Origin of the sequence: Nocardia bovistercoris (assembly GCF_015674855.1) — a bacterium.
Lineage (GTDB): Bacteria > Actinomycetota > Actinomycetes > Mycobacteriales > Mycobacteriaceae > Nocardia > Nocardia bovistercoris.
In genome coordinates this window covers 210,263-230,253 of record NZ_JADMLG010000005.1, presented here as the reverse complement: position 1 = coordinate 230,253, position 19,991 = coordinate 210,263, and the positions used below count along the sequence as shown (strand labels likewise).

Below are 19,991 nucleotides of genomic sequence, written 5' to 3'. Positions count from 1 at the left end.
GGAACATCCTCGATCGCGCGCCGCGGCCGGCAGCACCGACGACAGACAGGGAATCACTGTGCCTACGTACAGCCCCAAGGCGGGTGACGTGTCCCGTAAGTGGTACGTCATCGACGCCACTGACGTAGTGCTCGGCCGTCTCGCCGTTCAGGCAGCGAATCTGCTGCGCGGCAAGACGAAGCCGACCTACGCGCCGAACTTCGATGGCGGCGATTTCGTCATCATCATCAACGCCGACAAGGTCGCCATCTCGGGCAACAAGAAGGCCGACAAGCTGATCCACCACCACTCAGGACATCCGGGCGGCCTCAAGTCGCGCACTGTCGGTCAGGTGCTGGAGACCCGTCCCGACCGCCTGGTCGAGAAGGCCGTCAAGGGCATGATCCCGAAGAACAAGCTCGGCAACGCGATCGCGGGCAAGCTGAAGGTCTACGCGGGCCCCACGCATCCGCATATCGCTCAGCAGCCCATTCCGTTCGAGATCAAGCAGGTGGCCCAGTGACCGCTCCCGAGGAATTCGCCGAAGAAGCCGTCGAAGAGATCTTCGACGGTGAAGGCAGTGCCGCTGAAGGCAATGTCGAGGTCGTCGAGGAGGAGTACGGCTACGAGGCCGAGCCCGCCACCTTCGCCCCGATCGTCATCGATCGCCCGGTGCAGACCGTCGGCCGCCGCAAGGAAGCCGTCGTCCGCGTGCGCCTGCTGCCCGGTTCCGGCAACTTCGTGCTCAACGGCCGCACCATCGAGGACTACTTCCCGAACAAGGTGCACCAGCAGCTGGTCAAGTCCCCGCTGGTTACCGTCGAGCGCACCGAGTCCTTCGACATCCACGCCCGCCTGGTCGGCGGCGGTCCGTCGGGTCAGGCCGGTGCGCTGCGCCTGGCCATCGCCCGCGCGCTGATCGAGGTCACCCCGGACGACCGTCCCGCGCTGAAGCGGGCGGGCTTCCTCACCCGTGACCCGCGTGCCACCGAGCGCAAGAAGTACGGTCTGAAGAAGGCGCGTAAGGCGCCTCAGTACTCGAAGCGCTGATTTCAGCATCGTCGACACCCCTCATCCGGCACCCTTGGAGGGTCGTCGGTGGCGGCGGTCGGTCTCGACCGCCGCGTCCGAGGCGGTATTGTCGGCGCGGTAGCTGTACGAGAGCAGGCTTCCAGCACCGCTGGTCGCCTGCTCTCGTGCTGTATTCCCGAAGAAGGGGTGACGAGGGACGACAATGGGACGTTTGTTCGGTACCGACGGAGTACGTGGTCTGGCCAATGATTCGCTGGGTCCGGAATTGGCGCTGGCCGTTTCGGGTGCGGCGGCGCAGATTCTGAGTCGAGGCAAGAAGCGCGCGCTGGCCGTGGTCGGCCGCGATCCGCGCGCCTCCGGCGAGATGCTCGAGGCCGCGGTGACCGCCGGGCTGACCGGCGCGGGGGTGAACGTGCTCGCGGTCGGTGTGCTGCCGACGCCCGCGGTCGCCTACCTCACCGGCCTCTACGACGCGTGCCTCGGCGTGATGATCTCCGCCTCGCACAACCCCATGCCGGACAACGGCATCAAGATCTTCGCCGCGGGCGGGCACAAACTCGACGATGCCGTCGAGGACCGGATCGAGGCCGTGATCGCCCAGGGCGCCTCGCATCGACCGACCGGCGCGGGCATCGGCCGGGTGCTCAACGCCTCCGGCGCCCGCGACCACGGCCTGGTCATTCCCGATCGGTACAGCGTCGAGGGCACCCACGAGCGGTATGTGGAACACCTTGTCGAGGCGACCGGCGAGGATCTGACGGGCCTCACCGTCGTCCTGGACTGCGCGCACGGCGCGGCCTCCGAAGTCGGTCCGGCGGCATTGCGCGAGGCGGGCGCGACGGTGATCGCCATCAACGCCGAACCCGACGGCCTGAATATCAACGACGGCTGCGGTTCGACCCATCTGGATCAGGTCCGCCGCGCGGTGGTCGAGCACGGCGCGGATCTGGGGCTCGCGCTCGACGGCGACGCCGACCGGTGTCTCGCGGTTGACGCGGCGGGCGTCGTGGTCGACGGCGATGCCATCATGGCGATTCTCGCGATCGCCATGCGGGAGGCGGGGGAACTGGCGCAGGACACGCTGGTCGCCACCGTCATGAGCAATCTCGGCTTGCATATCGCCATGCGCGAGGCCGGAATCACGTTGCGCACCACCGCCGTCGGCGACCGCTATGTGCTCGAGGAGTTGCGGCGCGGGAAGTTCACGCTCGGCGGCGAGCAGTCCGGGCACACCGTGTTGCCCGGTTACGGGACCACCGGCGACGGTGTGCTCACCGGGCTGCGATTGATGGCACGGATGGCGCGCACGGGTCGCGGGCTCACCGATCTGGCGAGCGTGTTGACGACGGTGCCGCAGGTGTTGGTGAACGTGCGGGTCACCGACAAGGCCGCGGTGGCCGTGGCGCCCGAGGTGCTGGAAGCGGTGCGCGAGGCGGAGCGGATGCTCGGTGAATCAGGTCGAGTGTTGTTGCGGCCGAGCGGTACCGAACAATTGGTGCGGGTGATGGTCGAGGCGACCGATCTCGCGCAGGCGCGGCAGTTGGCCGATGATCTCGCTAAGCAGGTCGCTTCCGTTTGATTTTCGATGCATCTTCGATGCGTGTGTTGCTCGGTCTGTCGTGATTGAACTGTGGTTTGGGATTGTCTGTCTAGATCGGAAGAGTCTTCTGGATCGGTTTGCATCGAATATGCATCGTTCTTGCGCTACCATGGGTGCTGTCGTTGGGATGAGGGATTCTCTCGGCGTCGCCCGTGCGGTCCGCGTCGCGCGACACGGCTGAGCCGCCCACTGTGCGCGGCGCGGTCCGCACGGGCGAGGTCCTCGGTTTGTGGCACGGTCCGAATGGAAGAGGTGCGAGCGCGATGGATCGACAGGTGGGCTCCGGTGGTATCCGATGACGGTCGCGGTCGTACTTTTCACCCGTGACCTGCGGGTGCGCGACAATCCGGCGCTCACTGCCGGATGTCGCGCCGATGCCGTCGTGCCGCTGTTCGTCCTCGACGAGGCGATCCTGTCCGGGCGATCGGCCACGCCGAACCGCGCCGCGTTCCTCGCAGCGGCACTCGCCGAACTCGACGACGAACTGCGCGCCATGGGCGGACAGCTGGTGCTGCGGCGCGGTTCCGTGGTCGAGGAAGTGGCGCGGGTCGCCGCGCGGGTCGGCGCCGAAACCGTGCACATCGCGGCCGATGTCAGCGCCTACAGCAGGCGGCGCGAGCAGGCGCTGCGCGAACGGCTGGCCGGCGACGACCGCGAACTGCGCGTGCACGGCGCCTCGGTGACCTCCGTCGAACCGGACGCGGTGACGCCGTCGACCGGTCGCGACCATTTCGCCGTGTTCACGCCGTACCACCGCCGCTGGACGCAGGTGCACCGCCGTACGCCGCTGGCCCGCCCGCCCGCCGTGACCATGCCGCGCATCGCCGCGGGCGAACTGCCGAAACCCGCCGACATCAGCGCGGGCGACGCCTCGCCCATGCTCTCGGTCGGCGGTGAGACCACCGGGCGGAAACTGATGAACAAGTGGCTGTCCGGTCCGATCGAGCAGTACGCCGCGCGCAACGACGAACTGCCCGCGGACGCGACCTCACGGCTGTCGCCGTACCTGCATTTCGGCTGCCTGTCCGCCGCCGAACTGCTCAGCCGCGTCGACGCCGGCGACGAAGGCGGCGCGGCCTACGCGCGGCAACTCGCCTGGCGGGATTTCAACCACCAACTCCTCGCGGCCAGGCCCGAAATCGCCTGGCACGACTATCACGACCGGTCCATCCGGTGGCGCGAGGATCCGCGTGCGGTGCGGGCGTGGTGCGACGGGCGCACCGGCTACCCCATCATCGATGCCGGTATGCGGCAGTTGCGCGCCGAAGGCTGGATGCCGGGACGCGCCCGGTTGATCGCCGCGAGTTTCCTGGCGAAATCTCTGCGAGTGGACTGGCGGGTCGGGGCCGAGCATTTCCTGCGCTGGCTGGTCGACGCCGATATCGCGAACAATCAGATGAACTGGCAGTGGGCGGCGGGCACCGGTACCGACACCAGGCCGAACCGGGTCTTGAATCCGCTGCGGCAAGCCGAGCGTTTCGATCCCGACGGCGAGTACGTGCGGCGCTGGGTGCCCGAGATCGTCGATCTTCCGGGGGCGTCGGCGCATCGGCCGTGGCGCGAGAAGGGTGGCGTCGCGGACTATCCCGCGCCCATCATCGAGGTCGTCGGCATGTAGTTTCCGGCGGTTCTCCACAGGGGGACGGTTGTCCACAGGTCTGGTGTTTTCCCAGGTCGGCGTGGGCTTCGCTGGTTCGTCGGTGGCGACACTCGGACCATGCGATCAGGACTGCAACAGGCACGGGACAAACAATTCGGCGCGTTCGCCGCGTGGCAGGTGCTCTGCGAATACACCCGTGGGGAAATGCGGCTATTGCTCGACCGGGGCGAATGGGTCCGCGTGTTCCGCGGCGTCTACCGGGAGGCGAGTACGCCGCCGGTCACCGAACTCCGGGTCGAGGCCGCGCGACTGGCCACCGGCCTGGTCTCGGTGGTCGCCGCCTACGACACCGCCGCCGAGCTGCACGGTTTCGCCGTCGAGGCCACACCGGTCACCCATGTGCTCGGCGCCCGCGCATCGCGCACCAGTCACCTACTCGTCCATCGCGACAGGTTCGACACCGCCGAATTGGGCATGATCCGAGGCACATTGACCACCGATCCGGCCCGCACCGTGGTCGACATCGCTCGCACGGCCGCACCCTCGGTCGCCGTGGCGACAATGGAAGCAGCTGTCGCACAAGGTCTTTCCGTGCGAACCTTGCTGGTCGAGGTGCCACGTCACCGGGGTCGGCGCGGTCACGCCCAAGCCGAGGACCTGATCTCGCGATTCCGCTCCGGGTCGGTGTTCCCCGCCCGAATATCGCCCACCGTGCGGCAACGCTCGGAACTCGGCGTGGACGAATCAGCGGTACGACAACGGGAATTCGTCGCCCTACCCCGGACTCCACGCTCACCTGATGACAGGTACCGAACCGGGTCTGTCGCCTCGGAGCCGCCCGGCGGTGTCGCGGCGCAAGCCGAGTCGCACAGAGGTGGCGGTCGCGACCGCGAAGAAGGCGGTGGCGACGGGACCGGCGATCAACGCCGCAGCGCTCGGTCGAGCGCCGAGTCCGGTGAGTATCGGAGGTCGAGTATCGGCGATGAGGTAGGTGAGGCGAACCGAGCCGGGGATGTCGTCTCGGAGCCGCCCGCTGGTGTCGCGGCGCAGGTGGTGCCGAGCGGGGCGGACGATCGTAGTCGCGAAGGACGCGGCGCGGGCCGTGCCCGTGATCGGCGTCGTGGTGCTCGGCGGCCGTCGGAGTCCGGTGAGCGCCGGAAGCCGCACACCGGCGATGAAATGGGCGAGGCGAATCGAGCCGGGGCTGCCGCTTCGGAGCCTGCCGGTGGTTTCGCGGTGCGGGATGTGTCGAGCGAAGGTCGCGGTCGTGAGGAAGGCGGTGCGAGTCGGATCGGCGATCGGGGTCGCGGTGCTCGGCGACCGTCGGAGTCCGGTCAGCGCGGGAAACCGCACGCCGGCGACGGCGTAGCGGGGTGTGGTGCGGCGGGGTGTGGTGCGGCGGGGTGTGGTGCGGCGGGGTGTGGTGCGGCGGGGTGTGGTGCGGCGGGGTGTGGTGCGGCCCGTGATGTCGGTGCCGACATGGGTGGTGCCGAAGAGCGAGTCGATGATGCCGGGGTACCTCCGGAGGCCGGGCGGTGAAGGCGGTGCGGAGGAGCGCCCCGGTGATGAGTGGTGTGCTGTGGAAAGCGGTGCTGAGGGGCGTACTGGTTTCGGGCCAGGCGTGCGCGATTGTCGCGGCGCTGCGTTCAGTCTTCGGTCAGGCGTCCGTCCTGCATGAGCCAGCGGCGCGTGGAGCTCACCGCGTCGAGCATTCGGCGGTCGTGGGTCACCAGCAGCAGTGTGCCGGTGAAGGATTCCACCGCCTGCTCCAACTGTTCGATCGCGGGCAGGTCGAGATGGTTGGTCGGCTCGTCGAGGACGAGCAGATTCACCCCGCGCGCCTGCAGGAGCGCGAGTGCGGCGCGGGTGCGTTCGCCGGGCGAGAGCGTCGAGCAGGCGCGGGCGACGTGGGCGCCCCGCAGGCCGAACTTGGCGAGCAGGGTTCGCACCTCGGCGTCGGGCCAGTCCGGCATCTCGATGCCGAAGGTGTCGGCCAGCGGCGCATCGCCGCGGAACAGGTCGCGGGTCTGGTCGACCGAGCCGATCGCCACGCCGGAGCCGAGCGCGGCCGTTCCGGTGTCCGGCGTCATGGTGCCCAACAGCAGGCCGAGCAGCGTCGACTTCCCGGAGCCGTTCGCGCCGGTGAGCACGATTCGGTCGGCCCAGTCCACCTGCGTGGTCACCGGACCGAGGGTGAATTCGCCGCGGGTGAGGGTGGCCCCGTTCAGGGTGGCGACCACCGAACCGCTGCGCGGCGCGGCGGCGATAGACATGCGCAGTTCCCACTCCTTGCGCGGCTCCTCAACCACGTCGAGCCGTTCGATCCTGCGCTGGGTCTGGCGGGCCTTTGCCGCCTGCTTCTCGGTGGATTCGGCGCGCATCTTGCGCCCGGCCTTGTCCGAATCGGTCTTGGATTTGCGGCGGGCGTTGCGCACACCGTGTTCGAGCCAGTTGCGCTGCATCTGCGCGCGCGCCTCGAGGTCGGCCTTGGTGTCGGCGTAGTCGTCGTAGGCTTCGCGGGCGTGCCTGCGCGCGATCGCGCGTTCGGCCAGATAGGAGTCGTACCCGCCGTCGTAGCTGTCCACCCGCTGCTGCGCCAGATCGAGTTCGACGACGCGATTCACGGTGCGCGCGAGGAACTCTCGGTCGTGGCTGATGACCATCAGCGGCACCCGCACCGAGGTCACGAAACGTTCCAGGGTCGCGAGTCCGGCCAGATCGAGGTCGTTGGTCGGTTCGTCGAGCAGCAGGATGTCGAAGCGGGACAACAGCACCGAGGCAAGACCGGCACGGGCCGCCTGGCCACCGGACAGCGCCGTCATCGGAGTGTCGAGACCGCTGGCGAGGGATTCGGCGAGACCGAGTTCGACCGCGACCTCCTGCGCGCGCTGATCCAGATCGGCGCCGCCGAGCGCGAGCCAGCGTTCCAGCGCCGGGGTGTACTCGTCGTCACCGCCGTCGGCCAGGCGCTGCGCCGCCGCGTCCATGGCGCGCTGCGCCGCGTCCACACCGGTCCGGCGGCCGAGGTAGTCGATCACGGTCTCGCCGGGAATGCGTTCGGGTTCCTGGGCGAGATAGCCCACCGTGGCGTCGGGCGGGCTCACCGTGATGGTTCCGGTCGGCGCGGCGCCGTCGGCGAGCATGCGCAGCAGCGTCGACTTGCCCGCGCCGTTCACCCCGACCAGGCCGATCACATCGCCGGGCGCGAGGATCAGCTCGAGGTCGTCGAAGAGGACCCGTTCGCCGTATCCGGCCGAGAGTCCGCGGGCGTGCAGAGTGGTGCTCACCCGGCAAAGTCTGCCGTGTCCACACTTGCGGCCCGCAATCGCGGTGCGGGCCGAGGGTTCACCCTGATCGAGCGGCGGCGGAAATCAGGGTCGGGATGGGGCGTGCGACCGATGTCGCGCGGCGATTTCCGGAGCAGAGTCGAAGGCATACCGACCAACCCGAGGAGGGAACCCCATGACCGCACCCGTGCGCCGCCTCACCCGCTCCGCCACCGACAGCTGGATCGCGGGCGTCTGCGGCGGCCTCGCCGAATATTTCGGCTGGAACGCCAATGTCGTCCGGCTGGTCTTCGTCCTGTCCTGCCTGCTTCCCGGTCCGCAGTTCATCGTGTATCTGGTGCTGTGGCTGATCATTCCGAAAAAGTGACCGGCCCTACCCGATAAGCTGCTGCGCCGAAGCGGCACGGATGACAGGATGGGGACGATCCCATCGCATCGGCGGCAGCCGCGTACCGCCATTCGAGTCCGTCGAGGAGGAGTCATGATCACTTCGGGTGAGTTCCCCGGTTTGGACCTGCCCCATATCGACGCCTCCTCGCCGCTGGACGGGCTCGGCCCCGTCGAGCTGAACCATCCGGTGCAGGACATCGACGGCGACGGCATCCTCGATACCGAGACCACCACCGGCGTCGAGGCCATGCAGGTGTGGACCGACTACGACCACGACGGCCTCGCCGACCACGTCACCGTGGTGGAGAAAGACGGCGATTACGCCGCGTGGGAGTTCCACCACCATCCCGATGGAACATCGGGATGGGTGCGCACCGATCACGGTCACCTCTGATAAGGCTGCGCACCAGTCGAATACACCGTCTGCGGGCGCGGGCCGGGGGTACGCTTGCTCGCAACGGCCCCCGAACCCTTGTCCCCGCGTGGGACCTACCGGCCGCAGGCTGCAATGATCCGCGCGGGATCGTGCGGATCATTGGAACCTGCGGATCGATCCGGAATTCGATCGTGGGGGCTCGTGACAGCCACCCGCCCGGTATGTTCCCGACGGATGACGTGCGTCCGATGTGGATTCCGTGGAACCACGAACCCGTCCCGCGCGTCCAAGCAAGTACGGCAGAAGCCCGGCACGTCGAATCGGTTCGGATATGGAGGGGTGATGGGCCACACGATTTCCGGCGGTTTCGTTGTCGATCAGGCCGGGTTGTCCACGGCAGCAAGTGATCTCGCTCATTCGGCGGCCACCGTGCGCAACTACGTCGGCGACATCTCGAACAATTTGTTCGGCGCGGGTCGCAACGGCCAGGACTGTGAGGCCGGGAAGGAGTACGTCGCGCGCGGGCAGGAGGTCCACGACGCCATGACGCGGGTGGTGAACTGGCTGAATATCTGGACCACCGCCGTGGAGGACACGGCGAGCGCGATCGGCAAGGTGTCCATCGAGACCGCCGATGTCGATGAGAACAACGCCAGGAAGACCGGCAAGGTCTGATCGGGCAGGGGTGGACATGTCGAATTCGCCGATCGGAAGGGGCCGCGCGTAATGGGAGTGGTGGACGGTTTCTCGGAGCGGATGCGCAATCGCTCCGTCGACCAGATCCTCGACGAGGGTGCGCCGGGTCTCCAGTACTGGATCCAACTCGAATCGCGGTATCGCCGGGCTTTCGGCGGCGCGGGCGGCAATACGAAAGACGGCGGCTACTCGGTGCAGAAGCTCGAATGGCTGTACGACATGCAACGCGGCATGAACCTCGCCAAGCTCGAAACCGCCGCCGACAGCCTGAACAAGATGCTGGCCGTCGCCGAGGAGCAGGGCGCAACGCAGGAGCAGGTGGCACGGCGGTTGCCGTCGATGTGGCAGGGCGCCGCCGCCGAGGCCGGTATCGAGATGCTCACCAAGCAGGTCACGCTCGCGGCCGAGGATCGCGCGAAGGTCCGCACCGCCGTCGACGCCATCCGCAAGACCATCACCCCGTTCCGCGACGCGGTCATCGCCAAGGCCCAGATGACGCTCGATCTGCTCGGCGGGCAGACGGACGTGCGGATCGATGGCAAGAGCCCGGCGGATATCGATGAGATCATCTCCGGCGCGCAGTCGGGCACCCTGTTCACGATCTTCGCCGGCGGGACGCTCGCGGACAAACTCGCCGAGATCTTCCCCGATATGGCGCCCACCGGCAGCGTGACGAATTTCTTCCAGGCGACCGGCTTGTCGACGTACCTGCCGATCACGGAGTTGACCGACGGCACCTACGCGGAGCGACTCAGGAAACGCTGCTCGGACTGGCTGGACACGGTGTTCAAGCCGGACTACGAGGGCAAGATGACGCTGTTCACCACCGGCTGCGAAACTGCGCACACCGCCTTCGAGGCGCAGTACGCCACGCTGGCCGCCGCGCTGAAAGCCCTGGACGACGACCCTTATCCGGCGCCCGCCGGTGAGCAGCAGTCCACCGACAAGCCCACGTCGAACAATTCCTCCGGAACCCCGTCGAACAACAACTCCGGCAACAATTCGAGCGGAACTCCGTCGAGTACGAACACGCCGTCGAAGAACACCACGCCCTCGTCGACGAACACACCGACAACCAACAACCCCACTACCAACACTCCGACGACGAATGTCCCGTCGAGCACCAACCTGAACACCGGCACCCAGAACGCGCTCCAGGGCCTGGCTTCGTTGAGTCAGCTCTCCTCCACCCTGACCAGCGCCGCAGGCGCCGCGGCGCAGTCGCTCGGCACCGGCTTGAGCTCACTCGGCACCACGATCAAGGACGGAATCGACGGCGCGCTGGAGAAAGTGACCGAGGCCGCGAAGAACGTCGGAACCGGCAAACCGCTCGCCGAATTCGACCTCGCCGGAAAGCATCTCGCGCTCGAGATCGGCGCCGACGGTCAGCCGAAACTGGTGTCCACCGAGGCCGACGGCAGCAAGCACGAGTACAGCGTGAAGTTGAACGAGCACGGCATCCCCGTCGTGGTCGACAGCGCGAATCCCGAGCACGAGCCCGACTCCGATTCGAGCAAGCCGCAGGACAAGAGCGCGCAGGGCGCGGGCGACCAGAAGTCGGAAAAGCCGGGCGGCGCCGAGCAAGGCGGTGACAAGCCGAACGGTGACAAGCCGAACTCGGAGAAGTCCGGCGAAGGGCAGCCGAACAAGTCCGAGCAGGGTGCGGCGCCGCAGCATCCGGCGGGCAATTCCGGGCAGCAGCCCTCCGGAGGTTCCGGTAACGGCGAGGGATCGGGATCGAACGGTTCGGTACCCAAGACCCCGCCGGTGCCGCGCAAAGAGGAAGACGGCGAGCACACACCCAAGCCGATGCCAGGCGCGAACGCCAAGCCCGCCGACAGCGGCGCGCAATTGGCCGAGGCGGGTCCGCTGTGACGCGGGCACGGTCCGTGGCGCCTGAGGAAAGGGAACGAGCGTGAACTACGCGGCCGAAATCGAACGCGCGGCCGACGAAGCCCGCCGCCGCTCGGCCCTGCTGCTGTCCGAAATGGCCGACCTGCGGCGCAGAACCGAAGCGGACGCCCGTCGCCTCGCGGAACGATCCGCCGCCGAGATGGCCCGGTACTGGGAGGACAACGCCGAAGCCATCGCGCGGGCACAGGCCGAGGCCCAGGAACGCGAACAGCGCGAAGCCGCCGAACGCGCCGAGCGGGAACGGTTGGAGGACGAAGCGCGCGAGCAGCGCGAAGCGATCGCCCGCTCACTCGCCAACAGACGCGCCAACGACGTCGTCACCCCCAGCGACGAGGACGACGATCCCGAGGGCGCCTACTACCGACGTGAGAGCTGGCTGATCTAGCAAGGCCGCAGCTCAGGGCGACTACTTGCGCAGGAGGCCGAGGACGGCGCCGACGGGGAGTTTGGGCTTCTCCTCCTCGCGTGGGGCGTGCGGGTCGAAGATCTCGGTGCGGGGGATGGCGGCTTCGGGGTCGGCGAACGGTTCGTAGGTCTTCTCACCGAGCACGGTGGCGAGCAGGTAGCCGGTGAGCAGGGCGCGCGTGGTCCTCGCCACTTTGGCTTGGTGTTTGCCCACACCGAAGGCGCGCAGGGCGCGGCGGCCCTCGACGATGCCGTTGTGCGTCGCGTCGTCGAGCACGCGCAGGATGTTGGCACCGCCCCAGACGGTGGCCAGCGGCACCGCGTTGGAGCTGACCGATTCGAGGTCGGGCGCGCCCGCCAGGATGAGGGCGGGGCGGTCGATTCGCGGGGCGACGGACTCGGCCGACGGTGCGGTGGGCGACGGGAACAGCGCCGCGACGGCGGCCACCTCGCGTTGCCCGGCGGCGAGTACGGCGGCGCCCGCGCCCATGGCGTGCCCGGCGAGGACGAGCCGATCGGGGTGCACGCTGATCTCGCCGTCGCCGAGGCGTACGCCGGTGACGATGTCGAGGGTGGTGAGCAGATCGGTCGCCAGGTCGAGATGTGACGGAATCGGGCCGCGCTCGGTGTCGGGGGCGGCGACCACGAAACCCCAGGAGGCCAGGTGTTCGAGTAGTTGCCGATAGCGCGACACGCCGGTCAGCCAGCCGTGCGCGAAGGCGATCGCGGGCAGGTTCCGACCGGTTTCGGGGGTGTAGACAACGCCGGGCTGCCCCGCGATGGCCAGGTTGCCGCGCAACACCCGATGCGGGCCACGGCTGGTCAGGGTGCTCAGAAGTGATTTCACAGACGCCGACACGACGAGAACGTTATCCGATAAGTACTCTGGTGAGCCATGTGCGGAATCGTTGGCTACGTCGGGTACCGGGACGCGCTCGGCATTGTCGTTGACGCGTTGCGCCGCATGGAATACCGAGGATACGACTCCGCGGGAGTCGCGATCCTCGGCGGTTCGGGCGCATTGGCGGTGGAACGTAAGGCAGGACGACTCGCGAATCTGGAGGCCGAGCTAGCCGAGTCCGGTAACGAGCGGTTCGCGGGTACCACGGGCATGGGCCACACCAGGTGGGCCACGCACGGCGCGCCCACCGACCGCAACGCGCACCCGCACCGCGACGTCACCGAGAAGGTGGCGGTGGTGCACAACGGCATCATCGAGAATTTCGCGCCGCTGCGGAAGGAACTCGAGCAGGCGGGTGTCGAACTGCGCAGCGATACCGATACCGAGGTGGCGGTCCACCTCGTCGGCCTCGCCTACGCGGCGGGCCCGACGGCGGGCGATTTCGTGGCCAGCGCGCTGTCGGTGCTGCGCAGGCTCGAAGGCGCCTTCACCCTCGTGTTCACCCACGCCGACCATCCTGGCATGATCATCGCCGCTCGTCGTTCCACCCCGCTGGTGGTCGGCGTCGGTGTGGACGAGATGTTCATCGCCTCCGATGTGACGGCGTTCATCGAGCACACCCGCGAAGCGGTCGAACTCGGTCAGGACCAGGCCGTCGTCATCACCGCGAACTCCTACGCGGTGACCGACTTCGACGGCAACGCGGTCGACGGCAAGACCCGCCCGTTCACCATCGACTGGGATCTGGCCGCCGCCGAGAAGGGCGGTCACGACTACTTCATGCTCAAGGAGATCGAGGAGCAGCCCGCGGGCGTCGCGGACACCTTGATCGGCCATTTCACCGTCGACGAGCGCGGCGGCCGGATCGTGCTGGACGAGCAGCGCCTCGCCGAGCAGGAATTGCGCGAGTTCGACAAGGTCTTCGTGGTGGCCTGCGGCAGCTCGTATCACGCGGGTCTGCTGGCCAAGTACGCCATCGAGCACTGGACCAGACTGCCGGTCGAAGTGGAGTTGGCCAGCGAGTTCCGCTACCGCGATCCGGTGCTCGACCGCTCGACGCTGGTCGTGGCGATCTCCCAGTCCGGTGAGACCGCCGACACGCTGGAGGCCGTGCGCCACGCCAAGGACCAGAAGGCGCGGGTGCTGGCGATCTGCAACACCAACGGCGCGCAGATCCCGCGCGAATCCGATGCCGTGCTCTACACCAGGACCGGTCCCGAGATCGGCGTTGCCTCGACCAAGGCTTTCCTCGCCCAGGTGACAGCGAACTTCCTGGTCGGTCTCGCGCTGGCCCAGGCGCGCGGCACCAAGTACCCCGACGAGGTCGCTCGCGAGTTCGCCGAGTTGGAGGCGATGCCGAAGCTGGTCGCACGGGTGCTCGAGACCGGGCCGCAGGTGCGCGCGATCGCGCGAGAGTTGGCGCATGTGCCGACGGTGCTGTTCCTCGGTCGCCACGTCGGCTATCCGGTGGCACTGGAGGGGGCGCTCAAACTCAAGGAACTGGCGTACATGCACGCCGAGGGATTCGCCGCGGGCGAGCTCAAGCACGGCCCGATCGCCCTGATCGAGGACGGTCTGCCGGTGATCGTGGTGATGCCGTCCCCGAAGGGACGCGCGGTGCTGCATTCCAAACTGCTCAGCAATATCCGCGAGATCCAGGCGCGCGGCGCGCGGACCATCGTCATCGCCGAGGAGGGCGACGACACGGTGCGCCCGTTCGCCGACGACCTGATCGAGATCCCGTCCGCGCCGACCCTGTTCCAGCCGCTGCTGTCGACGGTGCCGTTGCAGATCTTCGCGGCGGAGGTGGCCCAGGCCAGAGGCTACGACGTCGACAAGCCGCGCAATCTGGCCAAATCCGTTACGGTCGAATAGGTTTCACCGGCGGCGTCGCAACCGGCGCCGCCGGTCACCGCACCGTGACGGTGCCGCGCATCTCCGGGTGCAGGGAGCACAGATAGCGGTACGATCCCGCCGAGGTGAAGGTGTAGCTCCACTCGCCGGTGTTGTAGATGGGACTGTTGATGCCCATCGCCTTGTCGCCCATGCCCTGCACCGAATGCGGGAACCGGTCGCTGAACTTCCAGGTGACGGTGTCGCCGACCTGCACGGTCACCTCGGCGGGCGAGAACTTCATGTCGTCGACGCGCACGGTGACCGCGGCGGATTCGCGCGGTCCGGCGCTCGTCGGATTCGCGGCGCTCGCTGCGGCGGAGGTGGTCGCCGTGCTCGCGGATTCATCGGATCCGCAGCCGCTCGACGCCACGGCGGCGCACAGGAGGACAGCGGTCACGATCCGCACTGCGTTGACGCGGCTACCGTTGACGTGACTACGGATCGACATGCTGCCCAAGCCTAGCCGCGAGGTCTCACACCACCCGCGCGGCACCGCGCCCGGCAATTCCGCCGGCACCTCGGGCGGACAACACGCAGAACCTGGAGATGACCGAACGAGGCGTCGGTGTGACGTCGAATCCGAATTCACGTCGAAGCGCCGGGTCGAATACCTACGTTGGCCGCGGTACCGTCCGCGCGGTGGGTGGCGCGATCGGTTCTCTGCTGCCGCTCGGCGGCGGATCAGCGTGAGGAGTGCTGTACCGCGTGTGAATGCGGTCCGCGTCGACCTGCGGTAGATCAGCACGGAGAGTGTCACACCACGCGTGTGTGAATGGCCCGCGTCGACCAGCGCCGGATCAGCGTGAGGAGCGCCGCTGTGCGCGTGCGGGCGGCATGCTTCGAGCTTCGGCGGATCCGGCGGGGGAGGGAGGCGCAGGCGCACGTACAAGATGACCCGCGTCGACCTGCGTCGGATCGGGGTGGGAGCGCCGCCGCACGAGTACGGACGGTCCGGCGTCGGGTGCGGCGGGTAGGGTCGGGGCGGTCCGGTGCGACGGGCTTCTTGCGCGATACCCGATCGAGGGAGGCGATACGTCGATGTCGACGCGACGGGGATATTTCACCGCCGACGAGGTGCGTGCGGCGGAGGCCGAACTGTTCACGCGGGTGCCCGACGGGGTGCCGATGCGGCGGGCGGCGCACGGGTTGGCCGGGGTCGTCGCGGCGGAGTTGCGGGCGCGCACCGGTGGCGTTGCTGGTCGTGCGGTGGCGTTGTTGGTCGGGTCAGGCGACAACGGCGGTGATGCGCTGTGGGCGGGTTCGATGCTGCGCCGCCGCGGTGTCGCGGTGACGGCCGTACTGCTGAATCCCGAACGCGCACATGCGAAAGGGCTCGCGGCATTGCGTGCCGCGGGTGGCCGGGTGCGCGACGAGGTCGGCGCGGCGGACCTGGTGATCGACGGCATCGTCGGCATCTCAGGGCGCGGCCCGCTGCGTCCGCGCGCGGCCGAGATCGTCGCGGGACTGGATGTTCCGATCATCGCGGTCGATCTGCCGAGCGGCGTCGACCCCGACACCGGCGCGGTCACCGGACCCGCCGTGCGCGCGCGGGTGACGGTCGCCTTCGGCGCGTACAAGCCGGTGCACGCGCTCGCTGCGCCGTGGTGCGGGCGAATCGAACTGGTGCCCATAGGTTTACGCCTGCCCGATGCGAATCTGGCCGCACTCGAACCGGCCGGGATCGGCGCGGACTGGCCGGTGCCCGGTCCGACCGACGACAAGTACACCCAGGGCGTGACCGGCGTCTGCGCGGGCAGCGCTACCTATCCGGGCGCGGCGGTCCTGTGCACCGGCGCGGCCGTCGCCGCCACCTCGGGCATGGTCCGCTACGCGGGCACCGGCGCCGCCGATGTGCTTGCCCGCTGTCCGGAAGTGGTCGCCGCGCCGACCATCGAACGCACCGGCCGCGTCCAGTCCTGGGTCTTCGGCCCCGGCGCGGGCACCGACGACGACGCCCGCACCCGCCTGAACCGCATCCTGGCGACCGAGGTTCCCGTGGTCGTCGACGCCGACGGCCTCACCCTGCTCGCCGCCGACCCCTCCCCGCTCCGAACCCGAACCGCCCCCACGGTATTGACCCCGCACGCGGGCGAATTCGCGCGCCTGACCGGTCACGAGGTCGGCGAAGACAGGGTTGCCGCGGTACGCGAACTCGCCGAATCATGGGGTGTCACCGTCCTGCTGAAGGGCCGAGCGACCCTCGTAGCCACACCGGGCGGCCCGACCTTCGTCAACGAGGCGGGCGGCTCATGGGCCGCGACCGCGGGAGCGGGCGACGTTCTTTCCGGCATCATCGGCGCACTGCTCGCCGCAGGCCGCGACCCCGCCTGGTCCGCCGCCGCCGCGGCCCGAGTCCACAGCCTGGCCGCGAATCTCGCCGCACACGCCGACCACCCCACCGCGGCCCCCATCTCGGCCGACCCTCTCCTCAACCACCTCCGCCCCGCGATCCGCACCCTGCGCGCCCTCACCGCTACCGGCACGGCCTGAATCCCGCGCCGCATCGGCGCCGTTCGAGGGAAACGTGGGCGTTGCAGGGACACGAGGCGGAAGGAGCACAGAGTGCCCACCCACCAGCCGGCTACCGCCAAGAAGTGTGCCGGAGGGCTCACTCCCAGAAATGATCAGGAACACGGTGCGGCGCCCACGGCCGGAATGCGGAACGCGTGTGTGTGGGGCGCCCTACCCGCTGCGCCTGCGGGTTGTGTGCGATCCGGACTTCGCGTGTACGAAATCACCGAGCTGTTCATTCGACCAGTTGAGGTCCGGCTATCAGGCCGCCTCGCCGGGCCGACCGGATCGTGGCGCGCGTTGCGGGCGGCGCTGGGATGGCAGGATCTTTAGCCGTGAATGCCCAAGTGGAGACCGTCGTCGACCTGGACGCCATCGCGCACAATGTGCGTGTCCTGCGCGGATACGCCGGTGACGCGGCGGTGATGGTGGTGGTGAAGGCCGACGGGTACAACCACGGGGCGGTCGAGGTGGCGCGGGCCGCGTTGGGGGCGGGGGCCGCGGAGCTCGGGGTGACCACCGTCGCCGAGGCGGTGCGATTACGCGGTGCGGGCATCACCGCGCCGATCCTGTGCTGGCTCAACAACGCCGACGCCGACTACGCGGCCGCCATCGCGGCCGATATCGAGATCGGCGTCCCCTCGCTCGCGCATCTGCGTGCGGTCGCGGGTGCGGCGCGTGGCATCCGGCGGACCGCCGTGGTGGCGCTGAAGGTCGACACCGGGCTCAACCGCAATGGCATCGCGCCCGACGAGTATCCGGCGGTCCTCGCCGAACTGCGGATGCTCGAGTCGGAGGGCGTGGTGCGGTTGCGGGCCGTGTTCTCCCACCTCGCGCACGCCGACGAACCGGAGCACCCGTTCCTCGACATTCAGCGCGAGCGGTTCGTCGCGGCGGTCGAAGCCGCGCGGGCGGCCGGTCTGCGGCCGGAACTGACGCATCTGGCGAATTCCGCCGCCACCATGACCCGCCCCGATCTGGCCTTCGACATGGTTCGTCCCGGCATCGCGGTGTACGGGCTGGCGCCGATTCCCGGCCTGCCCGAGGTCGGGTTGCGGCCCGCGATGACGTTCCAGGCGCGGGTCGCGTTGGTCAAGCGGGTTCCGGCGGGGGAGGGCGTCTCCTACGGCCACCGGTGGATCGCCCCGCGCGACACCACCGTCGCCCTGGTGCCCGCCGGATACGCCGACGGGGTGTTCCGGCTCTTGAGCGGACGGTTCGACGTGCTGGTCGGCGGTCGGCGAAGACCGAGCGTCGGGCGGGTCTGCATGGATCAGTTCGTCGTCGACCTCGGCGACAACCCCGCCGGCGTGACCGAGGGCGATACCGCGGTGCTGTTCGGCGGCGGTGCGGGCGAGCCGACCGCGCAGGAATGGGCCGATCTGCTCGACACCATCCACTACGAGGTGGTGTGCGCGCCCAAAGGGCGGGTAATCCGTCGGCATATCGGCGGTTGAACCCGGCGGCCCGGCGGGGGACGCCACGCCGTTGCTGTTGTTGGTGCCGCACCCGATGTGGTCGACTCGTTGGATAGGCCGTCATCTGGAAGGGTTCCGATGGGATCGCGACGTTCGAATCGCATTACCGTCCTGCGCGGTGGTCTGGCGACCGCCGGGGTCGTCGGAGCCCTCGCCGGTGCGCACGCCCTGCGCCGACTCGGTTCGCAGGTGCTGTGGCCTGCCCATCGTGACGAATACCGTGACGAGGATTTCACCCTGCTCGAGCGCGATCGTGCGGGCGCGGTGCTCACCGAGGACGGCGTGCGGCTCTCGACCCGTGAATGCGGGCCGCCGGACGCGCCGGTCACCGCGATCTTCGTGCACGGCTTCTGTAACAGCATGGAGTCCTTCCACTTCCAGCGTCGCGATCTGGAAAAGCGTTGGGGCGAACGGGTTCGGATGGTGTTCTTCGACCTGCGCGGCCACGGTCGGTCCGGCACGCCGAGCACGCAGAGCTGTACCGTCGCCCAGCTCGGGCGCGATGTGGCGGCCGTGATCGAGAGCGCCGCGCCCACCGGACCCGTGCTCGTGATCGGACATTCGCTGGGCGGTATGGCGGTGCTGGCCGCGGCCGCGCACGCCCCCGAACTCTTCGCCGCGCGCGTGATCGGCGTCGGGCTGCTGTCGACGGCCGCGGCGGAGGTGACCGCGGCCGGGGTCACGCAACTGTTGCGCAATCCGGCGATCGACGGCTTCCGCCTGGCCGTGCACACCGCGCCCGCGCTGGTGCAGGCCGGGCGCAGTTCGGTGCGTCAGGTCATCGCGCCGATCCTGCACGTGAGTTCGTTCCACGGCCCGGTCAGTCCGACGCTGTCCCGCTTCGCGACCCTGATGATCGACCGCACGCCCGTGGAGACGATCGTCAAATTCCTGAAGGCCATCGAGTTGCACGACGAGTCGGCGGCCCTGCCGATCCTGGCCGAGCTGCCCGTACTCGTCCTCGGCGCGGGCCACGATCTGGTCATCCCGTTCCGCAATTCCCGCGCCCTGCACCGCGCCCTGCCGGGCAGTTTCCTGGTGCGCATCGACGACGCCGCCCACATGCCGCACATGCAGTACCCGGAGGTGGTCGCGGAGGCGCTCGATCAACTGTTGGTGCGCGCACTGGCACACGAGCGCTTCGTGCCGAGGCGATCCGACCCCGAGGCCGCAGGCAGTTGATCGGCCCGCCCGGCGAGCCGTTCGAGCGGTGCCGGTCTGTGGGCGGTCGATAGACGCGAGCCGTGGTCGGCTGAACGGCATGGGTCGTAGGGGCTGATCGATGCGAGTGGTGCGCGGCTGTCGGCGGCAGACCGACGCCCCGCCCGCCGGATCGCGACCGGGCTCGCGTCGGTACGCTCGTGCGGATTCGACTGTGACGATCGGAGGCGGCGGTGGCGCAGCAGCGGCGGGAGCTGCCGACGGTCGAGGACACCGAGGCGCTCGGGCGCGAGTTGTCCGCCGACCTGACCGCAGGCGATCTGGTGGTTCTCGACGGTCCGCTCGGCGCGGGCAAGACGGCGTTGACGCGGGGGATAGCCGACGGGCTCGGCGTGCAGGGCCGGGTGAGTTCGCCCACATTCGTCATCGCGCGCCAGCACCGGGCGGGCGCGGCGGCGGGCGCGGTGCCGATGGTGCATGTCGACGCCTATCGGCTCGGCGGTGATCTCGACGAGTTGGACGCCCTCGACCTCGACACCGATCTCCAGCACGCCGTGGTGGTGGTGGAATGGGGACTCGGCGTGGTCGAACATCTCGCCGACCGGCACCTGCGGGTGCGGCTGTCACGCGAGCCCGAATCCGATGTGCGGACCGCCGTCTGGGAATGGGTCGAGTAGCGTCGATCACATCCGCCTGCCGCGGCGGCGCCGAGCGCGCCGACGCCGCGCGGTAGCTCGGTACGGCTGCCCGCTACCACCCGGTATC

The 19,991-nt window shown here is 69.0% G+C and carries 18 protein-coding genes; 14 read left to right on the top strand and 4 right to left on the bottom strand.

Translation table 11 applies throughout. The annotated features are described in order from the left end of the window. Positions 1-58: 58 nt before the first annotated feature. The 4 genes from rplM (at position 59) to IT779_RS14740 (ending at position 4,229) form a co-directional block, all read left to right on the top strand. The gene (rplM, locus tag IT779_RS14755) at positions 59-502 is read left to right on the top strand and encodes a 50S ribosomal protein L13 (RefSeq protein ID WP_196149873.1); all 444 of its coding nucleotides are present in this window, start codon (positions 59-61) and stop codon (positions 500-502) included. After that, positions 499-1,029: a 30S ribosomal protein S9 gene (gene rpsI / locus IT779_RS14750; RefSeq protein WP_408637756.1), complete on the top strand. Its 531-nt coding sequence runs from the start codon at positions 499-501 to the stop codon at positions 1,027-1,029. Before rplM ends, rpsI begins: the two co-directional genes overlap by 4 nt. A 184-nt stretch (positions 1,030-1,213) precedes the next feature. Further along, complete coding sequence (gene glmM, locus IT779_RS14745; RefSeq protein WP_196149872.1) at positions 1,214-2,590, top strand: phosphoglucosamine mutase; 1,377 nt, start codon at positions 1,214-1,216, stop codon at positions 2,588-2,590. A 316-nt stretch (positions 2,591-2,906) separates the two neighbouring features. Next, positions 2,907-4,229 carry a cryptochrome/photolyase family protein gene (locus IT779_RS14740; protein WP_196149871.1) on the top strand — a complete coding sequence of 441 codons (1,323 nt, stop codon included), beginning with the start codon at positions 2,907-2,909 and terminating at the stop codon, positions 4,227-4,229. A 774-nt stretch (positions 4,230-5,003) separates the two neighbouring features. Here IT779_RS14740 and IT779_RS14735 read toward each other — a convergent pair. Together IT779_RS14735 and IT779_RS14730 are read right to left on the bottom strand one after the other, a co-directional pair. Further along, entirely contained in the window at positions 5,004-5,564 is a 561-nt protein-coding gene (locus tag IT779_RS14735) for a hypothetical protein (protein ID WP_196149870.1), read from the bottom strand. A gap of 293 nt (positions 5,565-5,857) precedes the next feature. After that, entirely contained in the window at positions 5,858-7,498 is a 1,641-nt protein-coding gene (locus tag IT779_RS14730) for an ABC-F family ATP-binding cassette domain-containing protein (RefSeq protein WP_196149869.1), read from the bottom strand. Between the two features lie 175 nt (positions 7,499-7,673). Between IT779_RS14730 and IT779_RS14725 the strand changes: the two genes are divergently transcribed. The 5 genes from IT779_RS14725 to IT779_RS14705 all read left to right on the top strand — a co-directional run bounded on the left by IT779_RS14725 (position 7,674) and on the right by IT779_RS14705 (position 11,259). Beyond that, the gene (locus IT779_RS14725; protein ID WP_196149868.1) at positions 7,674-7,865 is read left to right on the top strand and encodes a PspC domain-containing protein; all 192 of its coding nucleotides are present in this window, start codon (positions 7,674-7,676) and stop codon (positions 7,863-7,865) included. A gap of 114 nt (positions 7,866-7,979) precedes the next feature. Continuing rightward, positions 7,980-8,282, top strand: a complete 303-nt coding sequence (locus tag IT779_RS14720; protein WP_196149867.1) for a DUF6802 family protein — start codon at positions 7,980-7,982, stop codon at positions 8,280-8,282. 324 nt (positions 8,283-8,606) lie between these two features. Next, complete coding sequence (locus IT779_RS14715; protein WP_196149866.1) at positions 8,607-8,939, top strand: hypothetical protein; 333 nt, start codon at positions 8,607-8,609, stop codon at positions 8,937-8,939. A gap of 51 nt (positions 8,940-8,990) precedes the next feature. Continuing rightward, positions 8,991-10,835, top strand: a complete 1,845-nt coding sequence (locus tag IT779_RS14710; protein WP_196149865.1) for a hypothetical protein — start codon at positions 8,991-8,993, stop codon at positions 10,833-10,835. A 40-nt stretch (positions 10,836-10,875) separates the two neighbouring features. Further along, the gene (locus IT779_RS14705) at positions 10,876-11,259 is read left to right on the top strand and encodes a hypothetical protein (protein ID WP_196149864.1); all 384 of its coding nucleotides are present in this window, start codon (positions 10,876-10,878) and stop codon (positions 11,257-11,259) included. A 21-nt stretch (positions 11,260-11,280) separates the two neighbouring features. Here the strand turns inward: IT779_RS14705 and IT779_RS14700 are convergent, their stop codons facing one another. After that, a complete protein-coding gene (locus tag IT779_RS14700) occupies positions 11,281-12,138 on the bottom strand; it encodes a dienelactone hydrolase family protein (RefSeq protein WP_196149863.1) in 858 nt (285 codons plus the stop codon). 36 nt (positions 12,139-12,174) lie between these two features. Between IT779_RS14700 and glmS the strand changes: the two genes are divergently transcribed. Continuing rightward, a complete protein-coding gene (gene glmS, locus IT779_RS14695; protein WP_196149862.1) occupies positions 12,175-14,055 on the top strand; it encodes a glutamine--fructose-6-phosphate transaminase (isomerizing) in 1,881 nt (626 codons plus the stop codon). Positions 14,056-14,089: 34 nt separating this feature from the next. On the opposite strand, the gene IT779_RS14690 is transcribed toward glmS, so the two are convergent. After that, positions 14,090-14,524, bottom strand: a complete 435-nt coding sequence (locus IT779_RS14690) for a cupredoxin domain-containing protein (protein WP_196149861.1) — start codon at positions 14,522-14,524, stop codon at positions 14,090-14,092. A gap of 590 nt (positions 14,525-15,114) precedes the next feature. Here IT779_RS14690 and IT779_RS14685 point away from each other — a divergent pair. The 4 genes from IT779_RS14685 (at position 15,115) to tsaE (ending at position 19,903) form a co-directional block, all read left to right on the top strand. After that, a complete protein-coding gene (locus IT779_RS14685; RefSeq protein ID WP_196149860.1) occupies positions 15,115-16,566 on the top strand; it encodes an NAD(P)H-hydrate dehydratase in 1,452 nt (483 codons plus the stop codon). A 338-nt stretch (positions 16,567-16,904) separates the two neighbouring features. After that, on the top strand, positions 16,905-18,044 hold the full coding sequence (gene alr, locus IT779_RS14680) for an alanine racemase (RefSeq protein ID WP_196149859.1): 1,140 nt from the start codon (positions 16,905-16,907) through the stop codon (positions 18,042-18,044). Positions 18,045-18,143: 99 nt separating this feature from the next. Next, complete coding sequence (locus IT779_RS14675) at positions 18,144-19,247, top strand: alpha/beta fold hydrolase (RefSeq protein WP_196149858.1); 1,104 nt, start codon at positions 18,144-18,146, stop codon at positions 19,245-19,247. Between the two features lie 212 nt (positions 19,248-19,459). Further along, on the top strand, positions 19,460-19,903 hold the full coding sequence (gene tsaE / locus IT779_RS14670) for a tRNA (adenosine(37)-N6)-threonylcarbamoyltransferase complex ATPase subunit type 1 TsaE (RefSeq protein WP_196149857.1): 444 nt from the start codon (positions 19,460-19,462) through the stop codon (positions 19,901-19,903). Positions 19,904-19,991 lie beyond the last annotated feature (88 nt).

Bases quoted from the DNA above. Each gene is read 5' to 3' on its own strand.
- glmM (WP_196149872.1), top strand. From the start codon at position 1,214: ATGGGACGTTTGTTCGGTACCGACGGAGTACGTGGTCTGGCCAATGAT.
- IT779_RS14740 (WP_196149871.1), top strand. From the start codon at position 2,907: ATGACGGTCGCGGTCGTACTTTTCACCCGTGACCTGCGGGTGCGCGAC.
- IT779_RS14725 (WP_196149868.1), top strand. From the start codon at position 7,674: ATGACCGCACCCGTGCGCCGCCTCACCCGCTCCGCCACCGACAGCTGG.
- IT779_RS14720 (WP_196149867.1), top strand. From the start codon at position 7,980: ATGATCACTTCGGGTGAGTTCCCCGGTTTGGACCTGCCCCATATCGAC.
- IT779_RS14715 (WP_196149866.1), top strand. From the start codon at position 8,607: ATGGGCCACACGATTTCCGGCGGTTTCGTTGTCGATCAGGCCGGGTTG.
- IT779_RS14710 (WP_196149865.1), top strand. From the start codon at position 8,991: ATGGGAGTGGTGGACGGTTTCTCGGAGCGGATGCGCAATCGCTCCGTC.
- glmS (WP_196149862.1), top strand. From the start codon at position 12,175: ATGTGCGGAATCGTTGGCTACGTCGGGTACCGGGACGCGCTCGGCATT.
- IT779_RS14690 (WP_196149861.1), bottom strand. From the start codon at position 14,524: ATGTCGATCCGTAGTCACGTCAACGGTAGCCGCGTCAACGCAGTGCGG.
- IT779_RS14685 (WP_196149860.1), top strand. From the start codon at position 15,115: ATGTCGACGCGACGGGGATATTTCACCGCCGACGAGGTGCGTGCGGCG.
- alr (WP_196149859.1), top strand. From the start codon at position 16,905: ATGGCAGGATCTTTAGCCGTGAATGCCCAAGTGGAGACCGTCGTCGAC.
- IT779_RS14675 (WP_196149858.1), top strand. From the start codon at position 18,144: ATGGGATCGCGACGTTCGAATCGCATTACCGTCCTGCGCGGTGGTCTG.